General features: G+C 40.1%; 8 protein-coding genes. 2 read left to right on the top strand and 6 right to left on the bottom strand.

Annotated elements, in window-relative coordinates; translation table 11 throughout:
- Positions 1-65: 65 nt before the first annotated feature.
- The 6 genes from ACPPVU_RS17240 to lpdA form a co-directional block, all read right to left on the bottom strand.
- Complete coding sequence (locus ACPPVU_RS17240) at positions 66-1601, bottom strand: IS1182 family transposase (protein WP_426667769.1); 1536 nt, start codon at positions 1599-1601, stop codon at positions 66-68.
- Between the two features lie 176 nt (positions 1602-1777).
- Positions 1778-5320 carry a chromosome segregation protein SMC gene (gene smc / locus ACPPVU_RS17235; RefSeq protein ID WP_426667768.1) on the bottom strand — a complete coding sequence of 1181 codons (3543 nt, stop codon included), beginning with the start codon at positions 5318-5320 and terminating at the stop codon, positions 1778-1780.
- 85 nt (positions 5321-5405) lie between these two features.
- Positions 5406-6191, bottom strand: a complete 786-nt coding sequence (locus ACPPVU_RS17230; protein ID WP_426667767.1) for a PhzF family phenazine biosynthesis protein — start codon at positions 6189-6191, stop codon at positions 5406-5408.
- A 204-nt stretch (positions 6192-6395) separates the two neighbouring features.
- The gene (locus tag ACPPVU_RS17225; protein WP_094570678.1) at positions 6396-7256 is read right to left on the bottom strand and encodes a sigma-70 family RNA polymerase sigma factor; all 861 of its coding nucleotides are present in this window, start codon (positions 7254-7256) and stop codon (positions 6396-6398) included.
- A gap of 154 nt (positions 7257-7410) precedes the next feature.
- Complete coding sequence (locus ACPPVU_RS17220; RefSeq protein ID WP_426667766.1) at positions 7411-8250, bottom strand: MBL fold metallo-hydrolase; 840 nt, start codon at positions 8248-8250, stop codon at positions 7411-7413.
- Between the two features lie 73 nt (positions 8251-8323).
- A complete protein-coding gene (gene lpdA / locus ACPPVU_RS17215; RefSeq protein WP_426667765.1) occupies positions 8324-9712 on the bottom strand; it encodes a dihydrolipoyl dehydrogenase in 1389 nt (462 codons plus the stop codon).
- Between the two features lie 330 nt (positions 9713-10042).
- Between lpdA and ACPPVU_RS17210 the strand changes: the two genes are divergently transcribed.
- Both ACPPVU_RS17210 and ACPPVU_RS17205 read left to right on the top strand, forming a co-directional pair.
- On the top strand, positions 10043-13375 hold the full coding sequence (locus ACPPVU_RS17210; RefSeq protein WP_426667764.1) for a TonB-dependent receptor: 3333 nt from the start codon (positions 10043-10045) through the stop codon (positions 13373-13375).
- A gap of 43 nt (positions 13376-13418) precedes the next feature.
- Complete coding sequence (locus ACPPVU_RS17205) at positions 13419-14507, top strand: NHL repeat-containing protein (RefSeq protein ID WP_426667763.1); 1089 nt, start codon at positions 13419-13421, stop codon at positions 14505-14507.
- The last annotated feature ends 30 nt before the right edge of the window (positions 14508-14537 follow it).

Genomic DNA, 14537 nt, shown 5'->3' with positions numbered 1-14537 from the left:
AATGTTTTATTGGTTTGTCACTTCACGAATGGATATTGCGGTAAAAAGGGGCGAAAAAAGGCTTTTCAGGCTGCCTTTTTTCTTAGATTTTGTGCAATTGCAACTAATCCCCATTCTATTTCAACCTTCGCCTGACCACGGAGAAGGAATCTTCTGAACCCATGGTTTTGTTTGATATTTCCGAAAGTTGGCTCTACGTCAAAGCAACGCTTCTTTCGCCGCTGTATGCCTTGTTCACTGTTTAACAATTCATAGGCTTTTTGTTTCAGCCGGTTCAGGTTTTCATTAACTTCAACGATCCGGTTACCTTTTGACTTATGACAGGCACCGTTCAGCGGACAGTTGGCACAATTGCCGGCCTGGTATCTTTTTACAGTCTGTTCAAATCCCGTGCTGGTTTTCCTGGTGCCGGTACCGGTGAAGTGCATCTGCTGCCCCATCGGGCAGATGTAACAGTCTTTTTCCTGATCATAAAAAAGCTTATTGGCAGCAAAAGGGTGCTTGCTGTTGTGGTGCTCATTTTGCTCTTTATCGAACATGCCATACTTTACAAAAGCAATGGTCCCCTTTTCTTCAAGCAGGGTATAGTTTTCTTCAGAGCCATACCCGGCATCGGCAATAAGTACAACAGGTGCTTTGCCAAAGCTGGCCTCGTGCTGTTCCAAATGGGCCTTCAGGGTGTTCGTATCTGTGGCATTGGAATGAATGGTATAGTTAACGATGAACTGATCAGAGGTAGAGATCTGGACATTGTAGCCCGGTTTTAACTGCCCGTTTTTCATATGATCCTCTTTCATGCGCATGAAGGTAGCATCCGGGTCTGTCTTGCTGTAGCTGTTCCTTTCTTTCAGGATAGCTTCCTGCTGTTCATATTTAACGATGTTTACAGGGTAGTGTTTGGTGACATATTTCAGCCTGGATTTGATCTTCTTGTCGATGTTCTCTTTGCCGGACAGCTTTTCATTTAGCTGATCAACGGTCGCCTTTACCTTGCTGCTGTCGATCGTCGTAAAGTCTGGCGGATCAGGCATTTTGTCTTCGTCCGAGGCTACCTGCTGGGCATACTGCCAAATTTCGGTCAGCTGCTTTTTCATCTTTTCCTTGTTTGTCCCGATAGATTTCTTCCAGACAAAGGTATATTTATTGGCACTCGCTTCGATCTTCGTCCCATCCGTATTGACCTCCTCAATACTCAGCAGGCCTTCCTCTGCCAGCAGTTTGACCACATCCTCAAATACACTGCGAAGCGCATTTTTTAGCCGGACACCTCTAAACCTGTTGATGGTATTATGGTCAGGATAGCTCATCGAACTTAACCACATAAAATACACGCTCTCTTTACAGGCAGCAGCCAGCTTACGGCTGGAATAGGTATTGGTCACATAGCCATAAACCAGCACCTTGAGCAACATCTGCGGATGATAGCTGGAACTGCCTCTAATATGATATGCTTTTAATAAAGGTTCGAGATTGAGCTTGTTAATCACCTCATTTACAACCCGGACAGGGTGTGAGGCCGGAATCAGTTCCTCCAGCGTGGGTGGTATCGCAAGGATTTGTTGCTGATCATAAGGCTTGAAAACTGGTCGATTTGTTGCCATATTTCATATATTTATTATACATAAATATATGAAAATCAGATCATTAAAACAAATAATCGCCATAAAAATGTAAAATAAATTACCTTTCGCCGACCTGTGCTAAACTTCGCAATTACTGCAAAATTAAAAGAGGCTGATCATGATTTATGATACAGCCTCTTTTATAATAAGCCCAATTAATCGGCAAGCTCTCTAAGGTCAACCGGCACTACTCTTGATATTCCCTGTTCAACCATTGTCACGCCATAAATTACATCGGTACTGGCAATGGTCCTTTTATTATGGGATACAATGATGAATTGTGAATCGTTTGAAAACTCACGGATGATGTTATTGAATTTATCAATATTGGTATCATCCAGAGGTGCATCAACCTCATCAAAAATACAGAATGGGGCGGGTTTCAACAGGTAAAGCGAAAACAAGATGGCTGTGGCCGTTAATGTCTTTTCTCCACCCGAAAGCTGGTTGATAGAAAGGGGCCGTTTCCCTTTTGGCCTGGCAATAATATCAATGTCAGACTCTAATGGATTTGTTGGATCAGTTAAAATCAGGTCACAAGAATCCTCGTCATTAAATAACGAACGGAATACTTTTATAAAGTTTTCACGCACATTCATAAATGCCAGCATAAATTTCTCGCGGGCAGTGTCGTCAATTTCCTGTATCGTTGCCAATAACGAGGTTTTAGCTTCTGTAAGGTCCTTTTTTTGTGCCTGGATAAATTCATAACGCTGGTTCATTTCATTATAGGCTTCAACCGCCAATGGGTTAATAGGCCCGAAATCATCCAATTGTCTTTTTAGCTTTTCTGTTTTATCCCGCAGGTCATCTTCATTCTCATTCTCGGGTGGTTCAGTGTCCAATAATTCGTTAATGTCGATATGAAACTCAACAGAAAGACGCTCCTTTAAAGCATTTAACTCTAGTTTTAGATTATTCTTCTGATCTTTAAGTTCATTCTCAATTACTTCCGCCTGGTCTTTTTTACGCCTTAGCGCTGTAATTTCATTTTCACTTTCTGTAATTTTTCCCCGCCAGGTATAGTATTCCTGTTCGGCCTGTTGTGTGGCCTTTTCCAGTTCTTCCTTTTGGCTATACATTTCCAGCAGGTCATCATCCGAGTGATCCGCCAGGGCCAGATTTTCGTTGATTGCCAGTTTTACTATTTCAAGTTCTTTGCTATTTTGTGTTATGCGACCATCCAGGTTTTCCTTTTGACTTTCCCGGTAATCCATATCCTTCAACAATCCGGACACTTTATTTTGCTGCTGATGGAAACGTATGTTTTCCTGGTTATAGCTATTAGATTGTACCGATGTATATTCATTCAGCTCATTAAAAGCCTGTTGTTTATCAGCTAAAAGATCGCTTTGAATTTGTTTTTGTTCCTTTAATTCAGCAAGCTCAGGCTGTAATTTTAGTGTCTCCTCTTTGATGCCATTTATCTTTTGCGCAATGTCTTCCTTTCGGTTGCGGCTATTCTCAATAAAAGCCTGGTACTGTTCCTGGCGTGTTTTAACGGTGATTAATTCTGTATTCAGGCGATTCAGATCCTGTTGTTGTTGATTGATCTCGCTGCTTTTGCCAGAGGCCTTTAAAGAAGCTAATTTGCTTTGTGATTCTTCTGCCTTGTTGCGCAGATCGATCAGCTTGCTATCAATTGATTTTATCTCTTTAGCAAGATTCTCTAAATTCTTTGCGCGCCCGATACGCTTACCTTCAAATAAACCAACTGAACCACCGGCCATGGTGAATTTTGACTTATTGAACTTCCCGCTTTTGCCAATCAGTACTACGCCATCGGGTATCGAATCATTATTAAGATCATTTTCTGTCGAATCGTTAACCAGGTAAACGTCCTTTAATAAATAATTACAAAGATTTTGGTATCGTTTTTCTACCTCGATTACACTCAACGCCGAGATTGTATCGTTAATCGCAGAAGATTTGGAAAGACTAGATTGATTCTCGTAATTACTCAACACAAAAAACTGTGCCCGCCCCTTTGATGAATTACTTAATAGGTTGATCGCCGCAATGGCTTCAGTATAATCTTCCACCACGTAGTAATTCATTAGTGGCTCCAGGTAGTTTTCAATAGCTACACGGTACTCTTCACGGCAAAAGAGCACATCACTAAACAGGGGGGCATTTTTGGCCCATCCTGTAGTTTTTTTAAGGAAGCGGATCGATTCCGGGAAACCTTCCAGGTTGTCAACCATGCTTTTTGTCAGGTTGTATTCGTTCTGTTTGGCATCCAGTTTCCTGCTTTCCTGTACGATGGTTTCCTTCGTAATCTCTAACTCTGCTGCAGTATCTTTTATTTGTTCCTGTAGGTTGTTTTCAAATTCAACTACTGACTGCAGCTCCTTCTCCATTGTTTCAGCACGATCTTGTAATTCGCCTACTACCTCGTTAAAATGCGAAAGCTCAGTTTCTTTAGTAGTGGCGTCCTCAATATTCCGCTGACCTTCCTGCTCTAAAGCCTGCTCCTGTATCTGTAATATTTCAAGGTCTTTTTCAGCCTTATATATCTGGTTTTGCAGCCTGTTGTTAATATTGGTCAGTTCATTCAATTCAGCTCGTGCCGAACCTTGCTGAATCCTCAGTTCGTCTACCGCCAATTTTAGGTCATTAACTAAGGTTTGCACGGTTTGCAGATTTTCGTCTTCCTGTGCCTTTTCCTCAGCTAATCTTTTGATATTATATAAAACATGGTTCAATTGGTTGCGATCGCGCTCCAACTCCTCATTTAAACGCGATTCTTTGTCCTGTTGAAATTTAAGTTGCTCGTTCTTTATTTTCTTCTCACTCTCATATGCCCTGATCTTTGAAACATAATCATTAGTTGCTTTTTGCTGGGTCGATAAGTTTTTTTCTTTGGTCAGACTATCTACCTTTTGTTGCTGCAAAGCTGCTTCCAGGGTATCGATTTGCGTTACTACACCCAGCTTTTCGTCACGGTGCTTTTGCTCCTGGTCGTCAATTTTATTTAATGATTCGCTAAATGAGATGATCTTGAAAGATGCCAGCATGATGCTGAGCGTCTTATACTGTTCTTTTAACCTGTAGTAGCGCTCTGTTTTCTTCGCCTGGTTTTCCAGCGTTTTAAGGTTCTTCTCAATCTCAGAGAGCAGGTCCTCAACTCTTTCCAAATCAGCCTCAGTGTCCTTTAACTTATTAAAGGTTTGTTTTTTTCGCAGTTTATATTTTGATATGCCCGATGCTTCTTCAAAAAGATTGCGCCTTGAGCCTTCTTTATTGGAAATGATCTCTTCGATCATTTTTAACTCGATGATAGAGTAGGAGTCAGCACCGATACCTGTATCGAGGAAAAGATCAGTGATGTCTTTTAAGCGGCACTGCACGTCATTTAGCCTGTATTCGCTTTCACCAGCGCGATAAAGCTTGCGGGTTATTGTAACCTGCGAATACTCTGTAGGTAATATGTTTTTTGTATTATCAAACGTAAGTGAAACTTCCGCCAGGTTAGCGGCCTTGCGACTTTTGGAGCCATTGAAAATAATGTTCTCCATTTTTTCGGAACGCAGTGTCCGCGTACTCTGTTCTCCAAGCACCCACCTTATGGCATCAACTACATTTGATTTACCACATCCATTTGGCCCAACAATAGCGGTAACGCCTTCATTAAAATTTATAGTGACCTTATCGCCAAAGCTCTTAAACCCCTTGATCTCTAAATTACTAAGCTGCATATGAGTTGTAAGCTACGAGTGGTAAGTTATGAGTTGAAAAAGTGGGAAAATACTTTTCTCAAAACTCATTACTTAGAACTCACAACTAAATAAATATTTCTCCTTTTAAATAAGTAACAGCGTTGCCGCTCATTAATACTCTATCGCCTTTATTTTCGCACCAAAGCTCTCCTTTTCGGGCTGATAGCTGGTAGGCGTGAAGTTTATCTTTACCCAATTTGTTTGCCCAGTAGGGTATAAGATTACAATGTGCTGAGCCGGTTACCGGGTCTTCGGGTATCCCCGCGCCAGGAGCAAAAAAACGGGAAACAAAATCAACTTCTTTACCCGGGGCAGTTACAATTACACCTACTGTATCTAGTTTTGATAAGGCAAAGAAATCGGGAGTCAGGTCTGTTATATCGTCTTCGTTTTCATATACCATAAAATAATCCCTCGACCGGTAAGCTGCAACGGGTGGTTTCTCGCCCAAAGCTTCTGCTAATCCATTTGGTAATTCAATAGGGATAGGTGGCCTTGATGGGAAATCCATGGTGTATTTATCACCATCTTTTTTTACAGTTAAAACTCCCGCTTTTACTGTTTCGAAATTTATGGCAGATTCTTTATAACCTAACTCAGTAAAAATGATATGTGCCGATGCAAGTGTTGCGTGTCCGCAAAGATCTATCTCGTACTCCGGAGTGAACCACCTTAATTTGAAACCCTTTTCACTTTTAACAAAAAAAGCAGTTTCGGCCAGGTTGTTTTCTGCTGCTATCTTTTGCATAATTTCATCAGACAGCCATTCATTTAAAGGACAAATAGCAGCCGGGTTTCCTCCAAAAAGACGATTTGTAAAAGCATCAGCCTGGTAAATAGGGATAGTCATAAGCAATACATTTAGCCTATAAATGTACTTTTAAATTATGAATTATTCAACGTAATTGGACCCAGGCACACCGTTCTGAGGATCAGAATAATATATCCTGTTGATTCAAGTTCTTCCTATTTCGATCTTTTTTTATTACCGGAAAAATGTGCCTGCCATGTAGAATAAAAAAAACCCTGGTTGTTTACCAAGGGCTTTACAGGATTAACCTAAATATGATTTCAGAATTTTACTTCTGGAAGTATGCCGCAGTCGTTGCAGCGCTTTGTCTTTTATTTGCCTTACACGCTCGCGTGTCAGGTTGAATTTTTCACCGATCTCTTCTAATGAAAGTGGATGATTGGTGCCTAAACCAAAGAATAATACGATGATCTCGCGTTCACGTTCAGTAAGGGTAGAAAGAGAACGTTTTATTTCTTCTGACAATGACTCATTGATCAAAATTGAGTCAGTATTTGGTTCCTGGTTCTCTAATACATCCAGCAAAGTGTTTTCTTCGCCCTGTACGAAAGGAGCATCCATAGATACATGGCGGCCTGAATTACTTAAGGTATCAGATATCTTGTCAACAGTAGTTTCTAACATATCAGCCAGTTCTTCCGGAGAAGGCTCGCGTTCGTATTCTTGCTCTAATTTAGAAAATGCTTTGCTGATCTTGCTTAATGAACCTACCTGGTTCAATGGCAAACGCACAATACGTGATTGTTCAGCAATAGCCTGTAATATAGATTGGCGTATCCACCAAACTGCGTACGAAATGAATTTAAAACCTTTGGTTTCGTCAAAACGCTTAGCAGCTTTGATAAGGCCCAAATTACCTTCATTTATTAAGTCACCAAGCGTAAGGCCCTGGTTCTGATATTGTTTTGCTACGGACACAACAAAGCGGAGGTTGGTTTTAGTCAGCCTTTCAAGAGCCGCCTGATCACCTTCTCTAATCTTTTGTGCCAGAATTACTTCTTCTTCTGCTGTGATTAAGTCAACTTTACCAATTTCGTGTAGATATTTATCAAGCGATTGCGACTCGCGATTGGTAATAGATTGGGTTATTTTGAGTTGTCTCATTTATAGTATTACCTCAATTCTTATTTCTTATTCTAGAATTGAACGTGCAAAGGTATAAAATTGTTGTTAAAAAATAACAACACATTTTATATTTACATTCCAATTAAAATATATTTAATCTGTGTCTTAATTTAGGTAATGTTAGTCGCCTGACTTACAGCTCATTCAGCTTAAAAGTATCCTTAACACGAATGCCTTTTTCTGTTTGCTGTAAAGTGCAACATTCATTTACCGGATCGTGCTCAAAATACAAAATATATTCTTTTTCAAGCGCTTCATTCAAAAATATTTTTTTCTCATTCAGCGTTTTTAGAGGGAACATATCATAAGCCATTACGTAGGGGAGCGGTAAATGCCCGACAGATGGCAGAAGATCAGCCATATACAATATTTTTTTGCCTTTATAGCCAATTAGCGGAAGCATCATAGAGTCTGTATGGCCTGAAACGAAACGAACATTAAAGTCTTTCGTAAATTGCACCCCATCCTTAGTATCGATAAATTTTAATTGTCCGCTTTCCTGTATGGGCAATATATTTTCTTTTAGGAAAGAAGCCTTTTCACGGTCATTTGGATTTACCGCCCAATCCCAGTGCTGCTTATTGCTCCAATAGGTTGCATTTTTAAAAGCAGGGAGCAATTTTTCGCCCTCTCTTTCTACAGCTCCGCCAACATGGTCAAAATGCAAATGAGTCAGAAAAACATCAGTTATATCATCAGCGCTAAACCCATGTTTTGCTAATGAAGAATTAAGATTGGCATCACCATGAAGGTAATAGTGGCTGAAAAATTTAGGGTCTTGTTTATTTCCGATGCCGGTATCTATCAGGATAAGCCTGTTGTTATCCTCAACCAGCAAACAACGCATGGCCCAGGTGCAAAGGTTATTCTCGTCAGCAGGGTTGGTTTTATTCCATATTGTTTTTGGAACTACACCAAACATAGCGCCGCCATCTAATTTAAAAAAGCCGGTATCGATGGTGTATAGTGTCATTTTGGTCGATAGACCATGGTCAATAGTCCATGGATTTAACTTTCGACCATGGACCATCGACTATGGACATAAATTATAAATGTATACACTCACCGTAAGCTTCGGCTGCAGCTTCCATTACTGCTTCGCTCATGGTTGGGTGAGGGTGAACTGATTTTATGATGTCATGCCCTGTTGTTTCCAGTTTACGTGCAGTAACAACTTCGGCAATCATTTCAGTTACGTTATGACCAAGCATGTGAGCTCCCAGGAATTCGCCGTATTTAGCATCGAAGATCACTTTTACAAAACCGTCTTTTGCACCGGCGGCAGATGCTTTACCCGATGCAGAAAATGGAAATTTACCCACTTTGATCTCGTAACCGGCTTCTTTAGCAGCTTTTTCGGTATAACCAACAGAAGCAATTTCGGGACTGCAATAGGTACAGCCGGGGATATTGTTATAATTCAAAGGCTCCGGATTTTGACCAGCTATTTTCTCAACACAGATAATGCCTTCGGCTGATGCCACGTGTGCAAGTGCTTGTCCCTTTACAATATCGCCGATGGCATATACGCCTTCTACATTGGTGCGATAAAAATCGTCAACCAGTACTTTTCCCTTGTCGGTTTTAACACCGTTCTCTTCAAGTCCTATACCTTCAAGATTTGTACTGATACCTACTGCAGATAACACGATTTCAGCCTCTAGTGAAACGTTACCTGTAGGTGTTTTTACACTTACTTTGCATATATCACCACTGCTATCAACTGATTCAACGGTAGAGCTGATCATGACCTCAATACCTTGTTTTTTGAGTATGCGGCCTAATTGCTTTGAAACTTCTTCATCTTCCAAAGGCACTACATTATCTAAAAATTCAACAACAGTAACTTTGGTGCCGATGGCATTATAAAAATAAGCGAATTCGATACCTATAGCACCTGATCCTACAACGATCATAGATTTAGGCTGCTTAGGTAAATTCATTGCCTGGCGGTAGCCAATTACTTTTACACCATCCTGTTTAATATTTGGCAATTCGCGCGAACGGCCACCGGTAGCTAATATGATATGTTTAGCAGAATAAGATTTGGTTGCGCCATCAGCTCCTTTTACTTCAACAGTATTTTTTGCTTTTAGCTTTCCAGTACCCATTAGTACTTCGATCTTATTTTTCTTCATTAGGAATTGAACACCTTTGCTCATCCCGTCCGCAACACCGCGACTTCTTTTTATTACTGATTCAAAATCAACTTCACCACCTGCAACTTTTACACCGTAATCAGCAGCATGATTTAAATATTCAAATACCTGAGCGCTTTTTAACAAAGCTTTAGTTGGAATACAACCCCAGTTAAGGCAAATACCGCCTAATGATTCTTTTTCAACTATTGCGGTTTTTAACCCAAGTTGTGAGGCACGTATAGCGGCCACGTAGCCTCCGGGGCCAGACCCTATTACAATTAAATCGTAGTCCATGTTTTTTTATCCTTTTTTGAATTCGAAGCCAAAGCTAAGTAAAAAGGGGGGAATAGAAAAAAACCACCTTTAAGGGGATGAATTTTTACAAAATGAACAGAAATATTAAAAGAAAATCTATATAAAATATAAGTTAAATAAATATTTAATAGCTTAATTTTTTTATGAATATCATATTTATAGGGCAATTAAGTTCAATAATTGCATAATAAGTGTATTGTGAGTGAGAGATATGTAATAATATTAATATTAACTTAACATCAGTAACTGGTTTGTTACATATATTTGCGCCTCATTAGTTCATTCAAAATTTTATTAAAACACACAAGTATGAGGAAGTATTTACTTTTTTTCTTATTAGTCACATGTGTCACGTTTTTTGCAAATAGAAACGCAAACGCACAAGGTGTAACAACCGCATCCGTGAACGGTATCGTTTCCGACAGCAAAGGGGCAATTCCCGGCGCTACGGTAACAGTTACACACATTCCAACAGGAACTGTATACGCCACAGTAACCCGTTCAGATGGCCGGTACAACTTGCCTAACTTAAGGGTTGGAGGGCCTTACACCATTAAAGTAAGTTTTGTTGGTTACAAGGATTTTATTCAGCAAGGCATTACATTATCAATTGGTCAGGACCAGAAGATCGATGCTAAAGTTGAAGAGAACAACACTAACTTAGCAGAAGTCGTAATCACAGGTACACAGGGTAAGGTAATTAACTCTTCACGTACAGGGGCCCGCGAAACCATTACACGTGCTCAAATTGAAAGCTTACCTACTATCAACCGATCATTGCAGGATTTTACAAAATTAACTCCTTCTGCTAATGGCTTAAGTTTTGGTGGACGTAGCAGTGGCTATAACAACATTACAGTTGACGGGGCTTTGTTTAATAACTCTTTTGGTTTGTCAGGCACACTTGGTGGCCAAACCAACTCTCAACCAATTTCATTGGATGCAATTGAGCAGATACAGGTTGATATTGCTCCTTATGACGTTCGCCAGGGAAATTTCACAGGTGCAGGTGTTAATACGGTGGTAAAATCAGGTACAAACGAGTTCAAAGGAACAGTATATGATTATATTCGCAGCACAGGGCTAACTGGTTATCACGCAGGTGTTACTGACATTGTTCAAACTCCGTTTAGTTACCGTCAAACTGGTCTGAGCGTTGGAGGACCGATCATTAAAAACAAATTATTCTTTTTCTTATCTGGTGAACAGGAAAGAATAAGTGCGCCCGCAACTTCATACGTTGCTTCCGCACCAGGCGTAAGTGGAGCTAACGTATCTCAGGCGGACGCTGCTACGCTTAATGCGATAACTGCTTTCCTAGGTCAATCCCCATATAACTATAATCCAGGAGCTTATCAGGGCTATAATTATCAAACTCATAGTGATAAGTTAACAGCAAAGATTGACTGGAACATTGACAAGAACAATACTTTAAGTGCAAAGTATTTTTATCTGAAATCTTTTAAAGATCAGCCTGCCAGCAATTCTGGCATAGTAGGTATCAGTAATACCACCCGTGCACCAGGTGTTACCACATTACCATTCTATGGTTCGGGTTATCGTATCAACAATAATTTCAACATCGGAATTGTTGAGTTGGATACCCGTATCAGCAGCAGTATGTCAAACAAGCTTACTGTTGGTTACTCGGCCTTGCGTGATTACCGCGCTTCGTTGGGTGGTACTGCTATTCCAATGGTTGACATCGGGAACGGTGTTGCCACTGTTGATCCTGTTACAGGTGCTGTTGTTTCAGAAACTACTGCATCGGCAGTTATGACAAGCTTTGGTTATGAGTTATTTACAGCTAATAATGTGCTGAATACAAATATTGCTCAATTCTCAGACGATTTCACCATTTATGCCGGTAAACACGAGTTTACAATTGGTACTAATGACCAGATACAAAGCTACACCAATGGTTTTGCACCAAATTATAATGGGTTATACACTTATAACTCAGCTTATGATTTCTTACATGGTTTATCGGCGTCAGCTTATTCAACCAGGTTTTCTGCTTTGCCAGATGGATCTTTCCCATATGCAAAAATCAAAGCTTCCATTTATAGCTTATACGTTCAGGATAAATATCACGTAACAGATAATTTAAGATTAACTTATGGCTTGAGAGCTGATTACGATGCATTTCCTACAAGCTTACCGCAAAATGCAAATGTGACCAGTTTAACCTTTCAAGGTGGGACTCATGTTGATCCTTCAGTCCTACCTAAGAACAGGGTGCAACTATCTCCGCGTTTAGGTTTTAACTGGGATGTTAATGGAGATCAATCAACTCAGGTGCGTGGTGGTACAGGATTATTTGCAGGTACCGTACCTTTTGTTTGGATATCTAACCAGGCTTCAAATAACGGCGTTTTGTTCGGTTCTTATACCATTACCAAAGGTGCTGCATCTAACACACAAGACCAAAATGGGCAATTGCTATTTAATCCTGATGTAAATGCCAACAGGCCCAAAAATGCAGCGGCTAATACATCTTATGAATTAGATGTAGCTGATCCTAACCTAAAATATCCAAAAATCTGGAGATCAAACCTGGCAGTGGATCAAAAACTACCATTTGGTATTATTGGAACAATAGAAGCAGCTTATAGCAAAGATATTAATGCGATCTACCATAAAAATCTTGTGCTTTCTGATGGTTATTCAGTATTGCCAGGAACCGAAGGGCAAATACATTACGACTCTAAAAATACTACTCCATCCGCTGCAGCAGCAACAGCAGCTAATCCGTCAATTACCGGCTTATATTATATGACCAATACCAACCAGGGCTATTCATATTTTATTACCGGCCAATTGCAAAAGAGTTTTACCGGCGGTTTTTATGCTAACGTAGCGTACACGCACACTGTATCTAAGGATGTAAATGATGGGGGGTCAACAGCTTCAACCATCTGGAGCACCAGGTATGTGGCCGGCAATCCAAATCTTGACAATTTGTCAAATAGCTCATTTGTACAACCAAACAGGGTAATAGCTTCTTTCTCTTATAAAAAGGAATATTTTAAACATGCTGCTACTACCGTAGGATTAATATTTGAAGCAGCTAACAGTGGGGCAGTTTCTTACATTACAACAGGAGATCCTAACAATGACGGAGCTACTAATGACCTGATGTATATCCCGAAGAATAAAGGAGATATTATACTGGTTCCAAATGACAAAACTGATACACGTACACCTGATCAGTTATGGACACAGCTAAATAACTTTATTAACCAGGATCCTTATTTAAGCAAAAACAGAGGTAAATTTGCACAAAGAAATGGTGCTATATTGCCAACTTACAAAAGAGCAGATTTACACCTTGCACAAGATTTCTTTATCCAATCAGGTAAAGTTAAAAATACATTGGAAATTACTCTTGATATCATTAACGTTGGTAATTTACTTAATCGCAATTGGGGCTTATATCAAACATCGTTTAACGGATTCAGTAGCGGTTCTGTAGCTGTCCTGAAATACGTTAAACAAGATCCTGCTACAAACAGACCAACTTATTCGTTCCCGTATCTTGATGCAGCCAGTTCAACGCCTGTTACTAACTCTTACAAAACAGATCTTAGTCAGCTTTCGAGGTGGCAGGGACAGTTAGGCCTTAGATACATATTTAACTAATAAATGATTAAGTGAAATTTATTAATAGGAAAAAATGAAGAACATGAAACGATATATATATAATAATATTTTAATTGCGACATCACTTACTGTTTTGATCTTTTCGTCATGCAGTAAAAATGATAACGCGGTTCCTGCAAATCCTACACCTATTCAAACAACCGGAGTCGTTTCTACTTTTGCGGGTAGCGGAGTTTTCGGTTCGGCTAACGGTAAAGGTAAAGCAGCTTCTTTCAATTACCCTAACGGAGTTGCGGTGGATGCAACAGGTAATGTTTATGTTGCCGACCAGGGGAACAATGAAATACGTAAAATAACTCCTGCAGGTGCAGTAACTACTTTAGCTGGAACACTAGTATCCGGAAATTCAAATACCTCAGTAATTGGGGTGCCGGCGTCTTTTAATGGGCCAACAGGGGTTGCTGCAGACGCTCTTGGAAATATTTATGTAGCTGATTTTGGTAATAATTTAATACGTAAAATCGCATCTACAGGTGCAGTAAGTATATTGGCTGGTGGTGGTACTACTGGCACTAAAAGCGGGAATACGAACGATGTGGGCACAAATGCATTGTTTAATGGGCCGGCCGGTGTAGCTGTTGATGCAGCGGGAAATGTATATGTAGCCGATTTTACCAACAATTTAATACGTAAAATAGATGCGGCCAGTAATGTAACTACGCTTGCAGGCAGTGGAAAGGTGGGTTCAACAAATGGAATAGGCACCGCTGCATCTTTCAATGGACCAAGAGGCGTTGCAGTTGATATTGCCGGTAACGTATATGTTGCGGATGCGAATAACAATTTAATACGTAAAATTGATCCGGCTGGAAATGTAACAACCTTTGCGGGTAGTGGTAAAAAAGGCAACACAGGCGGTAATGGCGCTGCTGCTACCTTTAATTATCCAAGTGGTATTGCGGTTGATGCAACAGGTAATGTATATGTTGCCGACGCAGTTAATAACCTTGTACGTAAAATAACTCCTGCCGGTGATGTGTCAGCTTTGGCCGGAAGTGGATATTTAAGTATAGTTCAACCGTTTAATGCTCCGGTTAGTGTTGCTGTTGATGCAACAGGAAATGTATATGTTGCTAACGATTACGGTAATATTATACAAGTAATCAAGTAAAAAAGATTTAATACAATTAAAAAACCCTCC

It is taken from the genome of Mucilaginibacter sp. McL0603 (assembly GCF_049992945.1).
Lineage (GTDB): Bacteria > Bacteroidota > Bacteroidia > Sphingobacteriales > Sphingobacteriaceae > Mucilaginibacter.
This window is presented reverse-complemented; position numbering and strand designations above follow the sequence as displayed.

Coding starts and splice junctions, on each gene's coding strand:
- ACPPVU_RS17240 (WP_426667769.1), bottom strand. CDS start 1,601: ATGGCAACAAATCGACCAGTTTTCAAGCCTTATGATCAGCAACAAATC.
- smc (WP_426667768.1), bottom strand. CDS start 5,320: ATGCAGCTTAGTAATTTAGAGATCAAGGGGTTTAAGAGCTTTGGCGAT.
- ACPPVU_RS17230 (WP_426667767.1), bottom strand. CDS start 6,191: ATGACTATCCCTATTTACCAGGCTGATGCTTTTACAAATCGTCTTTTT.
- ACPPVU_RS17225 (WP_094570678.1), bottom strand. CDS start 7,256: ATGAGACAACTCAAAATAACCCAATCTATTACCAATCGCGAGTCGCAA.
- ACPPVU_RS17220 (WP_426667766.1), bottom strand. CDS start 8,250: ATGACACTATACACCATCGATACCGGCTTTTTTAAATTAGATGGCGGC.
- lpdA (WP_426667765.1), bottom strand. CDS start 9,712: ATGGACTACGATTTAATTGTAATAGGGTCTGGCCCCGGAGGCTACGTG.
- ACPPVU_RS17210 (WP_426667764.1), top strand. CDS start 10,043: ATGAGGAAGTATTTACTTTTTTTCTTATTAGTCACATGTGTCACGTTT.
- ACPPVU_RS17205 (WP_426667763.1), top strand. CDS start 13,419: ATGAAACGATATATATATAATAATATTTTAATTGCGACATCACTTACT.